This is a genomic window from Faecalibacterium sp. 9 (assembly GCF_048320955.1).
Classification (GTDB): Bacteria; Bacillota; Clostridia; order Oscillospirales; family Ruminococcaceae; genus Faecalibacterium; species Faecalibacterium wellingii.
This window is the reverse complement of the sequence record NZ_JBLWGB010000001.1, coordinates 825915-846212: the sequence shown is the minus strand read 5'-3', so window position 1 is coordinate 846212 and position 20298 is coordinate 825915. Positions and strand designations below refer to the sequence as shown.

Below are 20298 nucleotides of genomic sequence, written 5' to 3'. Positions count from 1 at the left end.
TTCAAAACCCTTTACAGGAAAGGGTTGAAGAGATTGAAGATTTTGTAGTAAAGGCTCGTGCTCATCACCGTATCGTTAAGCACATTCAGGCTGCCGCCTGTAATCACGATGAGGCCCCACAGGATGCACAGCACCAGATAGACATCCAGCAGTGCCGTACCGGCTCCCACCAGCCAGCCAAGGCCGCGGTTCACCGTGCCGATGACCGGCAGCTTGTTCACAAGGCCCAGCACCGTGACCAGCATACTCACCAGCAGGCGCAGAAGCGCGTAGAACAGGAAGAACAGCACCAGTGTAATCACCGGCGTGAGCAGGGGCTGCAGCACATTCTCCACAATGGAATCGGCCAGCACCACGGCATTGTCGGCCAGAACGGCCCCAATGGAGCGCTCGCAGGCCGCCACGATGGACGCGCGGAAGCTGGCGGGCAGAAAGCCTGCATACTTTTCCGCAATGCCGGAAAGGTCCACCGCACCGCCTGCGGCGATGCTGGCGGCGATCTGGGTGCGGAAGCCGCCGGCCAGCATGTGCTCGAACACCCATCCGGCACAGGCGGCGGAAAGCTGGTGGGCACCCAGCAGGCTGAGCAGATTGCCCACCAGCCCCACCATGGACGCAAGGAAGCCCTTGCGCGCATAGCGCACCATCAGGATCACCCATACTACAGTGCATATAATATCAAAAAGAAATGACGGATTCTTGAACATACCTTGTTTTCCCTGTTATTTTTATCACTTTCCCCGCAAGAGTGCTATTTCCGCATGATTTCCCACCTAAAAAGTCACTGTCCGCTGGAAGCTGCCTGCTCCGGCGGCGTGAGCACCTGCACCGTGTTGCCGGTGAACACCAAAATCTGCCTGCCCTCGACCAGTGCCCGGGGCCGGGCCGAAAGCGGCTGGCTCCACTGGAACTCGCCCACATTGTTGAAGCGCTCCACCGTGCTGTCGGTGAGCAGATAGAAGCCATCGTTCTTTGCCCGGATGATCTGGCTGGCCGAGAGCACGCTGCCGCTGTAACCCACGGTCAGCTCCCCGTCCAGCAGCACCGCCGTGCTGGTCTGGCCATTGCTCAGCAGCAGGGCCACACCATTGTTTTCGGCAGACACGCTGACGAGGGTGCTGCCGCCAAAGTCATAGCTGGCACGCTCGCCGATGCTGCCGCCGGTGGTGTTGTACAGCACGGCGCGGTTCTCGTAGATCACCAGCAGAAAGCCGTTGGACAGCCAGCCCATCCACTGGGGCACACTGTTCTCAGTGCTCAGCAGCACCGGGTCGCCCTGTGCAAGGGGCAGCGCATACAGGTTGGTGGTCAGCTGCCCGCCCACAGCCGTCACAGCGGCTGCGGCAAGGCGGCGGCTGTCCGGCGAAAACGCCATGCGCAGGGGAATGCCCTGCTCGCTGGTCAGGTTCCAGACCAGCTGCTGCTGCATGCTGGAATTGTAAACGGTCAGCGCTGCCGCGCTGTCGGCATTGTCGGTCACAACAGCCACCTGCCCGGCGTCTGCCACGGCGCACAGGTAGATGGTGCTGTCCATGGTCTTGGTGTAAAGGTTCTGGGTGCGGCTTTCCACCCGCAGCTCACTGCCGGAGCGGTTGTACAGCACAAAGCGGGTCTTGCCGGCCGCAATGGCCGGGCGGGCGTAGCCGCTCTGGATGCTGTTGAGCCGGGTGCCGTTCATGCTGTAAACAGCACAGCTGTCCCCGCCCATCTCCACAAAGGCACCGGAAAGCTGCTGCACCGTGTCCGGGTCGGTGATGCCGGTCTGCTGCGGCCAGCCGGGCGCCGGGGCCAGCGTGATAACAGCCGTATCCACCAGATCCTTTGCCCGCGCGATGGAGGAGCCCACCGCGCCGGTGGCAAACAGGACGAGGATGGTCAGCACCGCTACGATGATGACGGTGCGGCGGATGCGCCGTGTGCGCACCCGAGCCCGGGCGGCTTCCAGATATTCGACGCGCCCGGCAGAAAGCGGCTCCCCTTCGCTGGAATGGTCGCCGCGGCGAATTTTGCTCATGGATGGTTCTCCTTACAGATCATACTCCACACATTTTAAAAACAGGCCTTTGGCGGGCAGGGTCGGCCCGGCGCGGCTGCGGTCGCGGCTTGCCAGAATGGCGGGGATTTCCGCCGGGTCCAGCCGGCCTGCGCCCGCTTCGCACAAAGTGCCCGCCAGGATGCGCACCATGTTGTACAGGTAGCCGTCGGCGGTCACTTCAATGTCGATCTCGTCCCCCTTGCGGGTAACGTGACAGTCCGTGATGGTGCGCACCGTGTCGCCATGGGCTGCAGCGGAAGAGCCCGCCGCGCACAGGGCCAGAAAATCGTGTCTGCCCACGAACTGCTGCGCCGCCGCCTGCATTCTGGCTTCGTCCAGATGCCGGGGCACCCGGGTGTAATAGGCCACATCAAAAGGCGAATCGATGGGGTGGTTGTGGATGCGGTAGAGATAGGTCTTGGTGTGGGCGGCGTACCGGGCGTGGAAATCCTCCGGCACCGGCTGCGCATCCAGCACCCGGATGTCCGGCGGCAGATGCTGGTTCAGCGCCAGCGGCAGCTTTGCTGCCGGGATGCGGGTATCGGCGTGGAAGTTGAGCCGGAAGCCCAGCGCATGCACCCCCGCATCGGTGCGGCTGCAGCCCTTGATGTCGGGCCGGGAGCCCAGCACCGCTTCCAGCGCGTCCTGAAACGCAGCGGCCACGCTGCGCCCGTTGGGCTGCACCTGAAAGCCGCAGTAGTTCGTGCCGTCGTAGGCAAGGGTAAGTAAAAAGTTCTGCATGGAACTCCTTCCGTCACGGCTTTGCCGTGCCACCTCCCTCAAAGAGGGAGGCTATAAGGCCCCCTCCTCGAGGGGGCTGTCGCCGAAGGCGACTGGGGGAGTTTTAAAAATTCGGGAACACCAGCCGGGAGGCAAGGATCACTGCAAAGCAGGCGATGCACACGGCCAGATCGATATAATCCTGCTTTTCGCAGCGCAGCACCTTCAGGCGGGTGCGGCCATCGCCGCCCCGGTAACAGCGGCATTCCATGGCCATGGCCAGCTCGTCCGCACGGCGGAAGGCCGAAATGAACAGCGGGATGAGCACCGGCACCAGGGCTTTTACCCGGTCGGTCATCTTGCCGGTGTCCAGCTGGGCACCGCGGGCCTTCTGGGCGTTCATGATCTTATCCGTCTCCTCAATGAGGGTGGGGATAAAGCGCAGGGCAATGCTCATCATCATGGCCAGCTCGTGCACCGGAAAGTGCAGTTTGCCCAGCGGCTTGAGCAGCTGCTCGATGGCGTCCGTGAGCACGATGGGGCTGGTGGTGTAGGTGAGCAGGCTGGTGCCCGCGATGAGCGCCATGACGCGCACCGCCATCAGCACCGCATAGCGCACGCCCTCGGCATAAATGGTCAAAAACCCGATATGCACCAGCGGTTCGCCCTCGCCCGACACAAAGAACAGGTTGAGCACCGCCGTGAACACCACGATGGGCAGGATGGGCTTCAGACTCTTCAGGATCATTTTGCCGGGGATCTTTGCCAGCCGGTACATCACTGCCAGAAACAGGATGGAAAGGGTAAGGCCCAGCGGATTGGAGGCTGCAAACAGCAGCACGATATAGGCGATGGTCAGCACCAGCTTCAGGCGCGGGTCGAACCGGTGCACCAGACTGTTGCCCGGGAAGTGCTGGCCAATGGTGATATCTCTCAGCATCCGGCAGCACCTCCTTTCTGCTTTGCTTCCCGCGGGAGCACAAGGCTCTCGCCTGCATCCCGGCGGCGCTTCGCCTCCAGGATCATTTTGACCGCATAGGGGATGGTGTACACATCAGCGGGCACATCCACTCCCATTTCCCGCAGCTTGAGGAAGATTTTCGTCACCTGCGGCACGGAAAGGCCCAGCTCCAGCAGCTCCGGAGCGCGGGCAAAGACTTTTTCCACCGTGTCGTACATGGCAATTTTCTTATTGCTCATCACGAGAACACGGTTGGCATACTTGGCAATGTCCTCCATGCTGTGGGACACCAGCAGCACGGTGGTGCCGGTCTTTTTGTGGTATTCCTTTACTTCGCTGAGGATGTCGTCCCGTCCCTCCGGGTCAAGGCCCGCGGCAGGCTCGTCCAGCACAAGGATGCGGGGCTTCATGGCCATGACGCCCGCCACGGCAACCCGGCGCTTCTGGCCGCCGGACAGCTCAAAGGGGCTGCGCTCCAGCAGGGCCGGGTCAAGGCCGACGAAATCGGCGGCTTCATGCACGCGGCGGTCGATCTCGGCTTCGTCCAGACCCATGTTCTTGGGACCAAAGGCGATGTCCTTATAGCAGGTCTCCTCAAACAGCTGGTATTCCGGATACTGGAACACCAGACCGGTGAGGAAGCGGAAATCCCGGATCTTCTCCGGGTCGGCCCACAGGTCGCGCCCATCGATATAGATTTTGCCGCTGGTGGGCTTGTTCAGGCCGTTCATGTGGGTGATGAGGGTGCTCTTGCCGGAGCCAGTGGCCCCGATGATGCCCACAAAGTCGCCCTCTTCCACCGTAAAGCTCACATCGTCCAGCGCAGTGACCGCATTGGGCATGCCGGGGTTGTAGACGTAGCTCAGATGTTCTACTTTGATGATATCTGCCATTTGCGTCTGCCCCCCTTACTGCAAAAGCTCGTACAGAGCCTGTGCGCATTCGCCGGTGTCGATGATGCCCTCCGGCATCGGGATGCCGGCCTTCACCAGCTCATCCCGCAGCTCTGCGGCCTGCGGCACGTCCAGATGCAGGGAACGCACCTTCTCGGTCTGGCTGAACACCTCTTTGGGGGTGCCCTCCATCACTACATGGCCCTTGCTCATCACCAGCACACGGTCTGCCTGCGCAGCTTCCTCCATGTAGTGGGTGATGGACACCACGGTGATGCCCATATTCCTGTTCAGGTAGTGGATGGTCTGCATCACCTGCTCACGGCCCCGGGGGTCCAGCATGGCGGTGGCTTCGTCTAATATCAGGCAGTCCGGCCGCATGGCAACTACGCCCGCAATGGCGACGCGCTGCTTCTGGCCGCCGGAAAGATTGTGGGGTGCGCGCTCGCGGTACTCATAGATGCCGGCCATCTTCATGGAGTCGTCCACGCGGCGGCGCATCTCCTCCGGCGGCACGCCAAGATTTTCCAGTGCAAAGGCAACGTCTTCCTCCACCACGGTGGCAACGATCTGGTTGTCCGGGTTCTGGAACACCATACCCACGGTCTGGCGGATATCATAGATCTTGTCATCGTCTGCGGTGTCCATGCCCTCCACGTAGACCTTGCCGCTCTCCGGCAGCAGGATGGCGTTGAAGTGCTTTGCCAGAGTGGACTTGCCGCAGCCGTTGGCACCCAGCACGGCCACGAATTCGCCGCGCTTTACTTCCGTTGAGACACCGTCCAGTGCGTAAACCGGCTGGTCGCTGTCGTAGCGGAATTTCAGATTTTGTGCTGTTAAAATCGTCTCTTCCATTTGTGTTTCTCTTTCTGGTGGTGCGCCCCTCTGAAAGGGGCTGTACCCCATTCTTAAGTCTTCCTGTGAAAATGTGTTTGGAGCGGCCCGCAGGCCGCGACAAACACGAAACTAAAAGATTATTTTCTTCTGAACATGGCCAAAGCGCACGCGGCGGCCATTTAAAATCGTTTTACTCTTCCCAGATGGCCGTTGCGCCGCAGGGCACCACGCCGCCGGTGGCAGAGACCGGCAGGCCGATCTCATCGCAGGAGGTCTCGCCGCCAAAGCGGGGCACCAGCGTGGTCTTGAGCATATATTCCATGACCGCCGGGGACAGGCCGGTGGTGTAGCTGTTCACCGCAAAAAACAGCGGCGTATCGCTCAGCACCTCTTCGCACTGGCTGATGAGGTCGTAGATGCAGTCCTCCAGCTTCCAGATCTCACCGCCGGGGCCGCGCCCGTAGCTGGGCGGGTCCATGATGATGCCGTCGTAGGTGTTGCCGCGGCGCTTTTCGCGGGCAACGAACTTGGCACAGTCGTCCACCAGCCAGCGGATGGGCCGGTCGGCAAGGCCGCTTGCCACGGCATTGTCCTTGCCCCACGCCACGATGCCCTTGGAGGCATCCACATGGCAGACGGTGGCACCTGCCGCCGCACAGGCCAGTGTGGCACCGCCGGTGTAGCCGAACAGGTTCAGCACCTTTACCGGGCGGCCTGCGGCACGGATCTTTTTGGCGTACCATGCCCAGTTGACGGCCTGCTCCGGGAACACGCCGGTGTGCTTGAAGCCGGTGGGGCTGACGATGAGGGTGAGCTTATCCTCGCCCTCGCCGCAGCTGATCTTCCACTTTTCGGGCAGACGGCGCTTGTACTCCCACTCGCCGCCGCCCTGATTGGAACGGTGGTACACCGCATCCGCCTTTGCCCACAGGGGGCTCTGCTTGGGCGTTTTCCACACCACCTGCGGGTCCGGGCGGATGAGGATGGTCTCCCCCCAGCGCTCCAGACGGTTGCCGTCGGTGGCATCCAGCAGTTCATAGTCTTTCCAGGTATCTGCAGGGCGCATGGCGTCCTCCCTTCTTTTACTGTCCCAGAATGCGTTTGTTGATCTTATCCACGATGCGGTCGGCGCAGCGGTGGATGGCGTCCAGATCCTGCCCTTCCACCATCACGCGGATCTTCGGCTCGGTGCCGGACACCCGCACCAGCACGCGGCCCATGCCCATGAGCTTCTGCTGCTCGTTCTCGATGAAACCGGCCAGCACCTCGTCCTCTTTGTAGGCTTTTTTCTGGGCGGCGTTGGCGGTCACATTCACCAGCACCTGCGGGTACTGGGCATAGATCCCGTTCAGTTCGCTCATCTTTTTGCCGCTCTCCGCCAGCAGCTTGAGCAGCTTGCCGGCGGTCAGCTCACCGTCGCCGGTGGTGGCATGGTGCAGCAGGATCACATGGCCGCTCTGCTCGCCGCCGATGGCAAACCCGTTCTCACGCATGTTTTCCAGCACATAGCGGTCGCCCACGGCGGTCTTTTCGGTGTTGATGCCCTGTGCCTCCATGTACTTGATGAAGCCCAGATTGGACATGACCGTGACCACAGCGGTGTCGCCGTCCAGACGGTCTTTTTCCTTCATGGTCATCGCCAGCAGGGCAATGATCTTGTCGCCGTCCATCTCCTGACCCTTTTCGTCGCAGCCAAGGCAGCGGTCGGCGTCGCCGTCAAATGCAATGCCGCAGTCAAAACCGCCTTCCACCACGGCCTTTTCCAGATTTTCCAGATGGGTGCTGCCCACGCCCTTGTTGATGTTCTCACCGTCCGGTGCAACGCCGATAAAGGTGCACTTTGCGCCCAGACGGGGGAACAGCTTCTGCGCCACAGCGGCAGAAGCACCGTTTGCACAGTCGATGCAGACGTTCAGGCCGGTCAGGTCGCCGTGGATGGACTCATACAGGTGATCCACATAGTCCTGCAGGCCGTCATCGCGGCGGTACACACGGCCCACCTCGGCACCGGTCTTCAGCTCGATGCCCGCGCAACCGTTGTCGATGTAGGCTTCGATCTGGTTCTCCACCTCGTCCGGCAGCTTATAGCCGGTACCGGCAAAGATCTTGATGCCGTTGAACTCCATCGGATTGTGGGACGCCGAGATCACGATGCCGGCATCTGCATTGTATCTGCCCACCAGATAGGCCACAGCGGGCGTGGGCAGAACGCCAAGGCTCTCCACATCCGCACCCACACTGCACAGACCGGCCGTCAGGGCTGCTTCCAGCATATCGCCGGACTGGCGGGTGTCCTTGCCGATGAGGATGCGCGGACGGTGGCCGGTGCTGCCAGTGAGCACCGCAGCCGCGCCGCGGCCGATCTTCATAGCCAGTTCACAGGTCAGGTCTGCGCCCGCTACACCGCGCACGCCATCGGTTCCAAAGTATTTTCCCATAATAAAACCCCACTTTCTATAGAAAGAAGAACCCTCTCAGTCAATGCCTTGCGGCATTGTCAGCTCCCCCAAAAGGGGGAGCTTTTGGGCATCTTTTGGTTTTTCGCTCATGAAGCTCTCCCTTCGGGAGAGCTGGACGCGAAGCGGCCTGAGAGGGTCAGAATAAACTCTGCTGCCCGTTCTCTTCGGGCGCGCCGGTCTCCGGCGCTTTCAGGCCCAGATGCTCGTAGGCCAGCCGGGTGGCACAGCGGCCCCGCGGCGTCCGGGTCAGGAAGCCCATCTGCATCAGATACGGCTCACACAGGTCTTCCAGTGTGACAGCCTCCTCACCCAGAGCCGCCGCCAGCGTTTCCAGACCCACCGGGCCGCCGTTGTACATTTCAATGATGGCGCGCAGCAGGCTGCGGTCCAGCTCATCCAGACCCAGCGCGTCCACGTCCATCCGCTTGAGGCCCATCAGGGCCACGTCCTGATCGATGATGCCATCGCCCAGCACGGTGGCAAAGTCGCGGATGCGCTTCAAAAAGCGGTTGGCCACGCGGGGGGTGCCCCGGCTGCACTTTGCCAGCTCGTACGCTCCCTCCGGCGTGATGGGCTGATCCAGAATGCCTGCCGAGCGCTGGATGATGCGGCTCAGCTCGTCCGGGCCGTACAGCTCCAGCTTGAGCAGCACACCAAAGCGGTCCCGCAGCGGGCCGGTGATCTGACCCGCACGGGTGGTGGCACCCACCAGCGTAAACCGGGGCAGATTGATGCGGATGCTCTGGGCGCTGGGGCCCTTGCCGATCATGATATCCAGCGCATAGTCTTCCAGCGCCGGATACAGCACCTCTTCCACCTGCCGGGACAGGCGGTGGATCTCATCGATAAACAGCACATCGCCCTCCTGCAGGTTGGTCAGCAGGGCGGCAAGGTCGCCGGGCTTTTCAATGGCCGGGCCGCTGGTGATACGGATCTGCACCCCCATCTCGTTGGCGATGATGCCCGCCAGCGTGGTCTTGCCCAGACCCGGCGGGCCGTAGAGCAGGATGTGATCCATGGGCTCCCCGCGCCGCTTGGCGGCTTCCAGATAGATCTTCAGGTTCTGCTTGACCTTTTCCTGCCCGATGTAGTCTTCCAGATGCTGCGGGCGGAGGTTGTTTTCCTCGCTGTCCGCCGCAGTCATGCCGGGCTGCATCATTTTTGCGCCATACAGCGCGGTTTCATCCTGCATCGTTTACCTCCTGCCTGCTGCCATGCCGCGCAGGGCCAGCTTGATGATCTCTTCCACGGGCAATGTTGCATCGATCTTGGAAACAGCCAGTGCGGCCTCGCTCTGGCTGTAGCCCAGCGATACCAGCGCCGCAATGGCCTGACTGCTGCTCTGGGCAGCGGGCGTCTGCGCGGAAGCACCCGCCACATCCTCCAGCGAAATGCCGTCCACAAAGCCCTTGGCAACCTTGTCCTTCAGCTCCAGCACGATGCGCTGGGCAAGCTTGGGGCCCACGCCGGAAGCCGCCTTGAACGCCTTGTGGTCCCCCGCCGAGATCGCCAGCGCCACCCGCTCCGGCTCCATCACGCTCAGGATGGCAAGACCCACCTTGGGGCCCACACCGGACACGGCAGTCAGCATCTCAAAGCAGGCCTGCTGCTCCTCGGTGGCAAAGCCGTAGAGGCTCACATCGTTCTCGGTGACGCTCATCACGGTGTAGATGGTGGCTTCCCTGCCAACGCCGGGCAGTGCGCCCGCCACGCTGGCCGGGCACTGGGCGTAGTAGCCCACACCGCCGCAGCTGAGCACCACAGCATTCATGCTTTTTTTGACGATTTTTCCTGTCAGACAGTAAATCATTTGAAACCCTCTCAGTTTCTGTGTCGGCCAATTCTCCTCTGTTCAGCTCTCCCTTCGGGAGAGCTCCGGCACCGCGCCGCCGCAGGCGGACGGAACCGGTGAGAGGGTCAGATCGGCCCGGCCACACGGCGGACAAAGCGGTTGAGCTGGTTGCCGTTGGTGTGGCAGAAGGTGATGGCCATTGCCAGCGCATCGGCGGTATCGTCCGGCTTTGGCACGGCGGGCAGATGCAGCAGCACACGGGTCATTTCCTGCACCTGCTTTTTCACTGCCTTGCCGTAGCCGGTGACTGCCTGCTTGACCTGCATGGGGGTGTACTCGTAGATGGGCAGGCCCGCCTGCGCCGCCGCCAGCAGAATGACCCCGCGCGCCTCGGCCACGCCGATCACGGTGGTCTGGTTGTGCTGGTAGAACAGCTTTTCGATGGCCAGCACCTCAGGCCGGGTGCGCTCGATCACCTCTTTGATGCCTGCATACACCTCGTCCAGACGGCGCTCGAACGGCACGCCCGCGTCGGTGCACACCGCACCGAAGTCCACCGGCGCAAACCGGTTGCCTGCGTAATCCACCACGCCCCAGCCCACGATGGCGTAGCCGGGGTCGATGCCCAAAACTCTCATGCTGCGATACCTTCCGATACTATTCCTATTATAACTTTATTATTATATCACAACAAAACAGTGTGAGCAACAGAAAGCCGCCGATCCTTTGCGCCGAAATCTGCGTTCCCGCGCAGAAAAGGCCTTTTTGAGACCGTAATTTCAAAAAAGTTTTATATTTTTTGCAAAAAAGGCTTGCTTTTTTGCAAAAGGTATGATAACATAAACAAGCTGATTTCGGCAAAAACGGAATATGGACGGTTAGCTCAGCTGGTAGAGCATCTGCTTGACGTGCAGGAGGTCACAGGTTCGAGTCCTGTACCGTCCACCATACAGTTCGTACTCGAACCCAATTCTTTACGAAAAAGGGTTCGGGTACGTTTTTTGTTTATCGGAAGTTCTGCGGCGAGAGTGTGCAGAGCGGTAAACGAACAAAGGCAGGGTATCACCGTGGCGGTGGTATCCTGCCTTTTTCTTTGAAATCAAGTTATCATTGTGCGAACTTGATTGCCCTTATGGAGAAAATCATTTTACTGGTCTGCGCTTTCGTACATCTGGGTCGTTGTGCCGACCTGCTCCGTACCAGCGTTCTCGTCAATGGTCACATCGGCAGTGCAGCTTTCAATGGTGCTGCCCTCGGCGCGGCCTGCAACGGTACCGGGTGTAACGGCACCGTCAATGCTGCCCTTTACCGAGCAGTTGGTGATTTTGAAAACCGTCTCCTCACCGTAGTAGTACAGACCGGTACCCACAAGGCCGCCCACATGGGTGGCACCGTTTGCCTTGATGTTCACGGTCACATTGCAGTTGTCAATGACAGAGGGATAGTTTTTAGTGGAGAAGCCTTCCGTCTCAAGGCAGATATCCGGGTTGGAATGAGTACCCGCATAGCCGCATAAACCGCCAATGGCGTGACCACCGTTTTCGCTCTCGATGGTCACATCAGCGGTGCAGTTGGTGATGGTGTCCATCATTTCCAGACAGCCACCGATGCCGCCCAGACCCACCGGCTCATTGCCGGTGGCTTTTACGGTGCCGGATGCGGTGCAGCTGTCGATGCTGCCGCCAAAGCTGCCGCCGACTACCAGACCGCCGCACTCGGCAACGTCTGCCTGGATGATCTGATCGGTAAAGTGATTGTCACCGATGACGACCACGGTAGCGCCCTCCACCGTGCAGTTGGTGATGGAGTTGTTGTTGCCGCCCACGATGCCGCCGACACAGTTGTTGCCGGTAATGGTGGAATCACCTTTCAGTGTGACGTTGTCTACAGAGCCCATGTTGTAGCCCACAACACCGCCAATGGCCATGGAAGTGCCTTCCGTTACTGTGACCGTGGCATTTTCCAGTGTCAGATTTTTCACCTCACCGCAGCTTACGCCGAACAGACCGGCACCGCAGTTGTAAACATCCGAAGTATAGTTCAGGTTGGAAATGGTATGGCCGTCGCCATCAAAGGAGCCGAGGAACAGGGTGGAGTGTGTTTCCATGTCGTTCATGTTGCCGATGGGAGCCCACTCGACGCCAGACAGGTCCAGATCACTGGTCAGCTTGAAGGAAACACCGGCATAGCCGCCCTGCGAGCCATCGTTGACGTTGGAAGCAAAGGTCAGCAGGGAATCTACGCTGTTGATCTGGTAGGGGTCTTCCTGCGTGCCGGAACCACCGTCATAGTTGGCGGAAACAGCAGTGGTGCTGATGGAAGAAGCTGCCGCAGAACTTGCGGCAGTGCTGCTTGCGGTACTCTGGGCGGAAGAACCTGCACAGCCTGACAGGAGAGCGGCGGCGAGGCATACGGCAATCACGCCAGTTTGAATTCGTCTCATAATGGAATATCCTTTCTTTGTTAGTTTCTTCTAACCAGAAAGTATAACAAAACAAAGACGGTCTGCCACTCCGAACCGTCAGGAAACATCCAATTCGGACGGCGAGTTTCGGAACAGAGTGGGGCTTATGCCGTATTCCTTTTTGAACGCTTCCGAAAATTTGCTAGGGTTATCATAGCCGAGTGTAGCTGCGATCTCGGTCACACTGCGGCTTGTATCCTGCAAAAGGACGCGGGCGGTCTGCATCCGGTAGGTTTTCATGTATTGATAAATGGAGCTGCCATAAACGGCTTTGAAGCAGAGCTTCATGGAAGTCTGCGCAATGCCGAACTGCCGGGAAAGCTCAGCCAATGTGTAATGGTGACTGAGATCTTGTATCATTGCATCGTGTATCGCCCGGACAGCCGTGACCTGACTGCGGGAGAAAAACTGCCGCTTTTCCGAGAAGGACTCCTGCGGTAGGTCGTTTAGGAGCATGAGCAGTTCCAGTACCTTGGCTTTCAGGTAGTGTGCCATCCGTTCCGGTGGGGCGGCATACAGCTCCGAGAAAATGTGCGCGACTTCCCGGTTGCTGCGCAGCACATAGCAGCTCTCTTCCCGGCAGAAACGCTCGGCGATGGCTTCCAAATGGATATCAAGATCGCCCATGATGGCTTCCAGAGAAGAAAGCGTCTGCTGCGCCCGCGGCAAGTCGATGGTGATGGAAATGCCGTGATAGTGCGCCAGTGGAAAACGGGTCTGCCGGGTGGTGTGGCTCAGCCGGTGAATGGACAGGTCGCCCGCACCGATATACTGATAATCGCCGTTCTGAAATTCGCACTCAAACCGCCCTTCCCGGCAGTGATTGATTTCGATGGTATCCGGCATGGGGCGTTTGTTCTGATTCTGCCCGTCCTTCATGTGAAAGTCATTGTAGAAAAGATCGATCCCCGACAGGATCGGATATTCAGAGATGAGCCCTTCGCCGGTGTCGTTTTGCATCCGGTAAAGTCTGCACCCGGCAGATGCGGCCAAATGCTGCACCTCCGGGTCAAAGAAATCAATGGGACACTGCTTCATTCCAGCACCTCCTCACAGCCCTATTATAATAAATGCATGAGTTTGGAACAAGCCATACCTTTATCCATTGAATCTATAAATTCCAGCTTATAGCACGCGTTCCTAGCAGGGTTTGGGGCAGGCACGCCCCAACAAGAACACTTCGGAAACTCGCAAGAGTTGAAGAAGTGAAGTCCCGGATGGACAGGAAATTTTCAAGAACTGAAAATTTGTGGCCACGGGACGATTCTTGCTCTCAGCTAATAAGCTCAAATTCGATTTTCCGTAATTGTTTCCAAATTGTTAAAACGCATAAGCGGGCAAAGAACTTTTTTCTTCTGAAGTGGTGGTGTTCACGATGAGCACCACCACTTTTCCGTTTTGTTTTTCTTGCAAACAGGTGTGAAATATGGTATATAGGTTATACGAAACATTGCGTTGATTCAATGATGTGCAAAGAGAGGTGCTACCATGACCGCCGTAATCTACGCCCGCTATTCATCCGACAGTCAGCGCGAAGCGTCCATTGAGGGACAACTGCGCGACTGCAAGGACTACGCCGAGAAGAACGGCATCACTGTGGTCGGCACTTACATTGACCGTGCCTATTCTGCCAAGACGGATGACCGCCCGGAGTTCCAGCACATGATAAAGGACAGCGCGAAGAAAATCTTCGATGTGGTTCTGGTCTGGAAGCTCGACCGCTTTGCCCGAAATCGCTACGATGCCGTGAACTACAAGCACCAGTTGGAAAAGAACGGTGTCCATCTGGTGTCTGCCATGGAACCCATTTCGCAGGGGCCTGAAGGCATTATGGTGGAGAGTATGCTTATCGGCATGGCGGAATACTATTCCGCCGAACTCGCCCTGAAAGTGGCGCGCGGTGAGCGCGAAAATGCACTCCAATGCAAATACAACGGCGGTGTAGTGCCGCTGGGTTTCACCATTGGCAAGGAGGACAGGCTGTACCATATCGACCCGGAAACGGCTCCCATCGTGCAGGAAATCTTCACCCGGTACGCCGACGGCGAACCGGCTGAGAAGATTGCAGCATCCCTGAATGAGCGCGGCCTGCGTACCCGCACCGGGAAGCCGTTCGTAAAGAACAGCTTCTTCCAGATCTTCCGCAACCGCCGCTACATCGGCGAATACCGCTACAAGGACATTGTGACGCCGGGCGGCATTCCGGCCATTGTTGACCAGGACCTGTTTGACCGGGCGCAGCAGCGTTTTGAGCAGAACAGGATCGCCCATGGTCGGCCTGCAAAAGAGGATGTGAGATATCTGCTGACCACCAAGCTGTTCTGTGGCAAGTGCGGCACCCTGATGGGTGGCGAAAGCGGCACCAGCCACATGGGAAACACCTACTATTACTACAAGTGCGGCAACGCCAAACGCCACGGCAAGGCGCATTGCGACCTGAAAGCCATCCGCAAGGAGCCGCTGGAACGGTTCGTGGTGGACACTGCCATTAAGGTGATTTTTAGCGATGAAATCATCGAACGGCTGATAGATTTGGTCATGGAAGCCCAGCAGCAGGAGAACACCCGGCTGCCTGTTCTGAAAGAGCAACTCCGGGATACGGAGAAACGACTCGCAAACCTTCTGGAAGCCATTGAACAGGGCATCCTGACCCCGACCACCAAGCAGCGGTTGGACGAGCTGGAAGCCCGGAAAGAAGCCCTGAACACCAGCATTCTGGAAGAAGAGCTGAAAAAGCCCGTCCTGACCCGTGAGTGGATTCGGTTCTGGCTTGAAAAATTCCGCAAGGGTGACGTGGGCAGCACGGAACACCAGCGGCAGATCATTGATACCTTTGTCAACTCGGTCTACGTCTTTGATGACCGGGTCGTACTCAATTTCAACTTCACGGATGATGCCAAAACGGTCACCCGTGAGGAAGTGTTGGGTTCGAGTGCCGTGGACAATGCTCCACCACAAAAATCCTCAGACTTTCGTCTAAGGATTTTTTGTTTGTGGTGGGCGGTACAGGACGAGAACAGGGCGGCTCTGCGAAGCAGAGTAAGCAATCAGCCCAGTGGGCTGTTGCTTAGCCCGCGGTTCCCAACGCCTAGGAATGTCTACCAAGAAAGATGCCGCCAGAACATTCGGTCTGGGGGACTTTTTTCGTGGTGGATGGTACAGGACGAGAACAGGAACGAGCAAAGGCAGGGTATCATCGTGGCGATGGTATCCTGCCTTTTGTTTTGATAGGTTTTATCCGTAAATCACAGCATCCGTTGCCGTATAGCCTTCGAGAGAATTCTCCTTGACCTGAATACAAATATAAGTGATTTCAGAATTGCTTGCAGCAAAGAACTGACGTTTTGCCACGGGAGAAATCTTCAGCCAGTCGCCTGCTGCAAGGCTGATTTCTTCGCCATCGATAACGACCTTGCCTTTGCCGGAAAGAACACCGTAGATTTCCTCATTTGCCTTGTGGGAGTGGACAAACGGAACATTTGCTCCCGCAGGAAGCGTATTCAGGCTGATCTCCGCACCAGTCAGGGCGAGTTTTTCATGAAGCTCCGTCCGATTTTCTTTTCCAACTGTCATTTTTGTGTAGCTTGCCATTGTAAGCACCTCCATTTTGATTCGCAATCTTTCATTGCCTGAGCTAAGTATAGAAGCTCACACATTCAAAAACAAGTACGCACCTTTTTGTAACTGTACACTCAAAAATGAATGTGCTATACTCTATACCGAGGTGACCGATATGCGTACAAAAGAAGAACTGCCGGAATGTCCGGTTGCAACAGCAGTATCCCTGATTGGCGGAAAATGGAAGCTCTTGCTTCTGCGAAATCTGAAAGAGCGTCCATGGAGATTCAATGAGTTGCAAAGAAGCATCGACGGGATCTCGCAGAAAGTTTTGACCGAGAGTTTACGGCAGATGATCGATGATGGACTTGCCTACCGCCGTGATTATCACGAGAATCCTCCCAAAGTGGAATATGGATTGACCGATCTCGGAGCGGAAATGTTGCCAATCGTCAATGCACTTGCAGACTTTGGCAATTACTATAAATCCGTCGTTGATCGGTCATGATCGATATAAGGTGGTGCTCCTATGGATATCGAGGTCAAACGAATGTCCCCTACTGCTGTCGAAATGCTCGACCAACTCAGCGCAGTCTGCAAGCGGTTCGGCGTTGATTACTATGCAGCTTCCCAAAATCAGCGCGATCTGCTGGACAGCATTGCCCTGCACGAATACCAACTGAAAAAAGCACACGAGCAAGGGCTGAAGCGTTCCGAAGTGCCGCCATTTCTTGGTTTGAAGCGCTCTGACCGCAGCAACGATATGCCCGCTTAAAAGTTCGCCTGCTGTGGACAATATTCCACCACGAAAGCATGTACAAAACCCGGAACCTTTTCAGGGCCAACGGCTCAAAAAGGGTTCCGGGTTTCTGTTTGGATGGGATGCCCTGCGGCGCGCGGGGCTTTTTATCTTCTGGTATATCCTGCCATGCCGTGCTCGGCGGGGTCGTAGTATTCCATCAGGGTGATGTAGTTTTCCGGGTAGTGGCAGAATGCCGCACGCAGAACGCTGTCTGCCGGGCTGTTCACACTCATCAGGCTGATGATGTAGTACACCAGCAGCTTCAGCACATCGGTCTCCACCTCATAGCACAGGCCCACGGCCAGCACCGGGATCACGATCTGCCGTGCCTGCAGCGGGATGATGGCCCCCACCCGCTCCAGAATGGGGCGGCTCATGGCAGAGGCCGTCATTACGCAGCGCAGCACTCTGCTCCAATCCATCTGCCGGATGTTCGGCATGCTGCGCAGACGGGCCATCACGGCCTCGTCGTCCAGGATCACGCCGTCGGCTACCTCTTCCTCCGAGCGGGTAAAGGCGCACTGGATCATATCCATGAATGCCGCTTCGTATTTCTGGTGATAGTTCTCGCGGCTCTTACAGAAACGCAGGGCCGCCGCGATCACCGAATCCACATCTTCCCGGGTCGCCAGCTGGTCGAACCGGAGCGGCACGCCGCCCATGCGGCTCTCGATGATGTTCAGATCGTCCAGCTCGTTCCGATAGGTCGTGGCGGGCAGGAAACGATCGTTGCCGTTGCGGTGATAGCCCCACTCTTCCGGCATGACCCGGGCCACTACGTCGCCGCTGGAAATGAGATTGAAGATGTTGCTCCCGTCCCAGTCTGCTTTCAGCTGGCCGCTGGCAGTGTGGTTGTTGTCGTAGTCTGCCTGCAGCTCCGGCAGGTCTGCCGCCGTCAGTGCCGCCGGGGCTGCAAAGGTGTACACATAGGTGTTCTCCTGCGCGATCTGCGGCAGCTCCCTGCGCACCCGGGCGGCGGCCAGATTTGCCACTGCCGCGCCGCGGCTGTAGCCGCCCAGCCACAATTTGATGGTGCCCAGCTCTCCGGCTGCGGCCTTTGCACTGGCCAGATAGTCCTGCAGGTCTGCAAAGAACTGCTCTGCCGCCGTGACAAAGCCGTAATGCCAGCTGTTCTCCCCCAGATGCAGGTTGCTGACCCACTCTGCGCCATAACCCACGCCGCGCAGCATCGCCGCAATGATGGTGGTACGCCGTCCCTGCTGCACCAGCGTTTTCTGGGCAAAGGCGCAGCCCGCCCGGTCTGCCGGTGTATTCAGGCTACTCTGATAGCCCACGCAGACCGGATTGGCAAAGCCCAGCTCCCGGTAGGCCGCTGCAATGTGGTCTTCGCGGCCCGCTTCCCCCTCCAGCCAATAGAGGTCATCGCTGCGGTAGGTATTGCCGCATGCCGCCACAAGGCCCAGCGTGGCCAGCGCCAGCCGATGGTCATACTTCAGCGCCGTGTTCTCAAAAAAGGCGTCGGTATAGTAAAAGTCATGGGTCAGATCGGTCTCGCTGTGGTCGCTGCGGAAGCTTATGGGATACCGGTCTTCCGGCACGATGCTGCCCACCACGGCCTGTGTTTCTTCCGGCAGCAGAGCGTCTGCCGCCGCATGGGGAGCCAGTGTGCCCGCCGCCAGCAGCGCGGCAGCCGTTTTACAGAAATCTCTTCGTTTCATGGTCTTTTCTCAAACGCCCCGGCCCTGACGGGTGATCTCGCCGTACCACTCCGGGCGGCGGTCCCGGAACACGCCCCAGCTCATGCGGTTTTCTTCCACCTTGTCCAGATCGAAGGTCGCGGTCAGCACCTGTTCGGTATCGCGGGTGCCGTCTGCCACCAGTGCACCGGTCTCGTCTGCAATGAAGGAGGAGCCGTAGAACCGCAGGGCAGACTTCTGCCCGCCGTTGGCCTCGCAGGGCTCCACCGTTTCCAGACCGATGCGGTTTGCCGCCAGAACCGGCACAAGGTTGCTGCCGGCATGGCCCTGCATGCAGCGGCGCCAGTGCCCGGCGCTGTCGCAGTCCAGAATGGGTTCGCTGCCAATGGCCGTGGGGTACAACAGCAGCTCGGCCCCCATCAGGGCCAGACTGCGGGCCGTCTCCGGGAACCACTGATCCCAGCAGATGCCGATGCCGATGCGGCCAAAGCGGGTATCCCACACCTTGAAACCGGTGTCGCCGGGGGTAAAGTAGAATTTTTCCTGATAGTAGTGGTCGTCCGGGATGTGGGTCTTGCGGTAGACGCCCAGCAGGGTGCCGTCTGCATCCAGCACTGCGATGCTGTTGAACAGCTGGGTGCCCGCCTTCTCATAGAAGCTGATGGGCAGCACTACGCCCAGCTCCTTTGCCACTGCCCGGAAGTGCTGCACTGCCGGATTCTGTGCCGTGGGGGTGGCGTAGGCGTAATATTCATACTGCCGCTCCTGACAGAAATAGGGCCGCTCGAACAGTTCCGGCAGCAGGATGATCTTGGCCCCCTTTGCCGCCGCCTCCCGCACCATGGCATCTGCCTTGGCGATGTTGGCCTCCACCTCTTTGGCGCACTGCATCTGCACCACGGCCACCGTTACGTTTCTCATACTGCTTTCCTCCTCATATCGTTTCTGTCAGCCTCTGGGGATCTGCTGGGTGACGCAGTGGATGTTGCCGCCGCCCACCAGAATACTCCGGGCCGGGATGGGGTACACCCTGCGGCCCGGGAACAGTCCGCCCAGAATGCGCACTGCCTCGGCGTCGTTCTCGTCTCCGAACTGCGGCAGGATGATGCCGCCGTTGGAGATGTAAAAATTCACATAGCTTGCAGCAAGGCGCTCCCCGGCCTCGCGGGTATCCTCGCCCTCTTCAAAGGCATAGCCCTGCAGTTCCTCTTCGGTCACGCAGATGGGCTTTGCCGGGATGGGCAGCTTGTGCACCGTGAAGTGCCGGCCCTTTGCATCGGTAGCTGCTTCCAGCGCATCCAGACTTGCCCTGCTCAGGGCGTACTGCGGGTCGTTCTCGTCCTCCGTCCACGCCAGCACCACCTCTGCCGGGCCCACATAGGCGCACACGTTGTCCACATGCTCGTTGGTCTCATCGTTGTAGATGCCCCGGGGCAGCCAGACGATCTTCTGTGCGCCGAGATAGTTTTTCAGCTCCTGCTCGATCTCGGCCCGGCTCAGCTCCGGGTTGCGGCCACGGCTCAGCAGACAGGCTTCGGTGGCAAGGATGGTGCCCTCGCCGTCCGAGTGGATGGAGCCGCCCTCCAGCACAAAGTGCTGTGCATCATAGCAGTCCATGCCCAGTGCCGCGCAGATGGCGCGGGCGGCCGCATTGTCCTTTTCCCAGTGGGCGTACAGACCGTCCACCATGCCGCCCCATGCGTTGAACTGCCAGTCCACGCCCCGCACGGTGCCGTGATCGTCCACCACGCAGGTGGGGCCCACATCCCGCGCCCATGCGTCATCGGTCTCGATGGTCAGCACATGGATGTTCTCGTCCCCGGCAAACTCCGCCTGCACGGCACCGGCATCCGCCGGGCCGGCCAGCATCCACACCGTCTCGCTCTCGGCAATGGCGCGGGCGGCCTGCGCAAAGGCAGGCTGGGCGTCCCGGCCGCCGTACAGCCAGGAACCGGGCCGCACCGGCCAGATCATCACACAGCCGCGGTGCGGCTCATATTCCGCCGGCATCCGGAAGCCCTCGGCGGCGGGCAGGGTAGAAAAAGTATGCATTGCATTCTCCTGTTGTTTTTTGTTTAGTATACCGGATTTTCCCAGCAGATACAATAGACTTGCCACC

At 58.9% G+C, this 20298-nt stretch carries 20 protein-coding genes and 1 tRNA gene; 4 read left to right on the top strand and 17 right to left on the bottom strand.

Annotated features, from left to right (window positions below; genetic code table 11):
* Positions 1-11: 11 nt before the first annotated feature.
* From ACKXF9_RS03965 to ruvC, 11 genes are all read right to left on the bottom strand, one after another.
* Complete coding sequence (locus ACKXF9_RS03965) at positions 12-647, bottom strand: hypothetical protein (RefSeq protein ID WP_348584411.1); 636 nt, start codon at positions 645-647, stop codon at positions 12-14.
* 134 nt (positions 648-781) lie between these two features.
* Positions 782-2014: a DUF5711 family protein gene (locus ACKXF9_RS03960; protein ID WP_418265370.1), complete on the bottom strand. Its 1233-nt coding sequence runs from the start codon at positions 2012-2014 to the stop codon at positions 782-784.
* A gap of 12 nt (positions 2015-2026) precedes the next feature.
* Positions 2027-2776 (bottom strand): tRNA pseudouridine(38-40) synthase TruA, encoded by a 750-nt coding sequence (gene truA, locus ACKXF9_RS03955; RefSeq protein ID WP_418265369.1) that lies wholly within the window; start codon positions 2774-2776, stop codon positions 2027-2029.
* A 103-nt stretch (positions 2777-2879) separates the two neighbouring features.
* Positions 2880-3695 (bottom strand): energy-coupling factor transporter transmembrane component T family protein, encoded by an 816-nt coding sequence (locus ACKXF9_RS03950; protein WP_418265368.1) that lies wholly within the window; start codon positions 3693-3695, stop codon positions 2880-2882.
* The gene (locus tag ACKXF9_RS03945; RefSeq protein WP_348584407.1) at positions 3689-4609 is read right to left on the bottom strand and encodes an energy-coupling factor transporter ATPase; all 921 of its coding nucleotides are present in this window, start codon (positions 4607-4609) and stop codon (positions 3689-3691) included. Before ACKXF9_RS03945 ends, ACKXF9_RS03950 begins: the two co-directional genes overlap by 7 nt.
* 15 nt (positions 4610-4624) lie before the next feature.
* Positions 4625-5464: an energy-coupling factor transporter ATPase gene (locus tag ACKXF9_RS03940; protein WP_005943468.1), complete on the bottom strand. Its 840-nt coding sequence runs from the start codon at positions 5462-5464 to the stop codon at positions 4625-4627.
* A 172-nt stretch (positions 5465-5636) separates the two neighbouring features.
* Entirely contained in the window at positions 5637-6512 is an 876-nt protein-coding gene (locus ACKXF9_RS03935; RefSeq protein WP_349935760.1) for a class I SAM-dependent methyltransferase, read from the bottom strand.
* A gap of 16 nt (positions 6513-6528) precedes the next feature.
* The gene (gene glmM, locus ACKXF9_RS03930; protein WP_418265367.1) at positions 6529-7884 is read right to left on the bottom strand and encodes a phosphoglucosamine mutase; all 1356 of its coding nucleotides are present in this window, start codon (positions 7882-7884) and stop codon (positions 6529-6531) included.
* Positions 7885-8041: 157 nt separating this feature from the next.
* Positions 8042-9097, bottom strand: a complete 1056-nt coding sequence (ruvB, locus tag ACKXF9_RS03925) for a Holliday junction branch migration DNA helicase RuvB (RefSeq protein ID WP_249237880.1) — start codon at positions 9095-9097, stop codon at positions 8042-8044.
* Between the two features lie 3 nt (positions 9098-9100).
* Positions 9101-9715: a Holliday junction branch migration protein RuvA gene (gene ruvA / locus ACKXF9_RS03920; RefSeq protein ID WP_339394633.1), complete on the bottom strand. Its 615-nt coding sequence runs from the start codon at positions 9713-9715 to the stop codon at positions 9101-9103.
* 107 nt (positions 9716-9822) lie between these two features.
* Positions 9823-10335, bottom strand: a complete 513-nt coding sequence (gene ruvC / locus ACKXF9_RS03915) for a crossover junction endodeoxyribonuclease RuvC (RefSeq protein WP_005943476.1) — start codon at positions 10333-10335, stop codon at positions 9823-9825.
* A gap of 234 nt (positions 10336-10569) precedes the next feature.
* On the opposite strand from ruvC, the gene ACKXF9_RS03910 reads away from it, so the two are divergent.
* Positions 10570-10645 (top strand) — tRNA-Val (locus tag ACKXF9_RS03910).
* Positions 10646-10844: 199 nt separating this feature from the next.
* Here the strand turns inward: ACKXF9_RS03910 and ACKXF9_RS03905 are convergent.
* Both ACKXF9_RS03905 and ACKXF9_RS03900 read right to left on the bottom strand, forming a co-directional pair.
* Positions 10845-12140, bottom strand: coding sequence for a GLUG motif-containing protein (locus tag ACKXF9_RS03905; protein WP_317332555.1), 1296 nt, complete (start codon positions 12138-12140; stop codon positions 10845-10847).
* A 78-nt stretch (positions 12141-12218) separates the two neighbouring features.
* The gene (locus tag ACKXF9_RS03900; RefSeq protein ID WP_249234995.1) at positions 12219-13199 is read right to left on the bottom strand and encodes a helix-turn-helix transcriptional regulator; all 981 of its coding nucleotides are present in this window, start codon (positions 13197-13199) and stop codon (positions 12219-12221) included.
* 450 nt (positions 13200-13649) lie between these two features.
* On the opposite strand from ACKXF9_RS03900, the gene ACKXF9_RS03895 reads away from it, so the two are divergent.
* Complete coding sequence (locus ACKXF9_RS03895; protein WP_418265366.1) at positions 13650-15389, top strand: recombinase family protein; 1740 nt, start codon at positions 13650-13652, stop codon at positions 15387-15389.
* Positions 15390-15395: 6 nt separating this feature from the next.
* On the opposite strand, the gene ACKXF9_RS03890 is transcribed toward ACKXF9_RS03895, so the two are convergent.
* Positions 15396-15752 (bottom strand): cupin domain-containing protein, encoded by a 357-nt coding sequence (locus ACKXF9_RS03890; protein ID WP_418265365.1) that lies wholly within the window; start codon positions 15750-15752, stop codon positions 15396-15398.
* Between the two features lie 142 nt (positions 15753-15894).
* Between ACKXF9_RS03890 and ACKXF9_RS03885 the strand changes: the two genes are divergently transcribed.
* Complete coding sequence (locus ACKXF9_RS03885) at positions 15895-16227, top strand: helix-turn-helix domain-containing protein (protein ID WP_348584403.1); 333 nt, start codon at positions 15895-15897, stop codon at positions 16225-16227.
* A 21-nt stretch (positions 16228-16248) separates the two neighbouring features.
* Positions 16249-16494 (top strand): hypothetical protein, encoded by a 246-nt coding sequence (locus ACKXF9_RS03880; protein WP_249241181.1) that lies wholly within the window; start codon positions 16249-16251, stop codon positions 16492-16494.
* A 131-nt stretch (positions 16495-16625) separates the two neighbouring features.
* Here ACKXF9_RS03880 and ACKXF9_RS03875 read toward each other — a convergent pair whose 3' ends face one another.
* From ACKXF9_RS03875 to aguA, 3 genes are read right to left on the bottom strand one after another with little or no spacing between them, the layout of a single operon-like run.
* Complete coding sequence (locus tag ACKXF9_RS03875) at positions 16626-18200, bottom strand: lipase family protein (RefSeq protein WP_418265364.1); 1575 nt, start codon at positions 18198-18200, stop codon at positions 16626-16628.
* A 9-nt stretch (positions 18201-18209) separates the two neighbouring features.
* Positions 18210-19100 carry an N-carbamoylputrescine amidase gene (gene aguB / locus ACKXF9_RS03870; protein ID WP_249237876.1) on the bottom strand — a complete coding sequence of 297 codons (891 nt, stop codon included), beginning with the start codon at positions 19098-19100 and terminating at the stop codon, positions 18210-18212.
* A 27-nt stretch (positions 19101-19127) separates the two neighbouring features.
* On the bottom strand, positions 19128-20231 hold the full coding sequence (gene aguA / locus ACKXF9_RS03865; protein ID WP_339394628.1) for an agmatine deiminase: 1104 nt from the start codon (positions 20229-20231) through the stop codon (positions 19128-19130).
* Positions 20232-20298 lie beyond the last annotated feature (67 nt).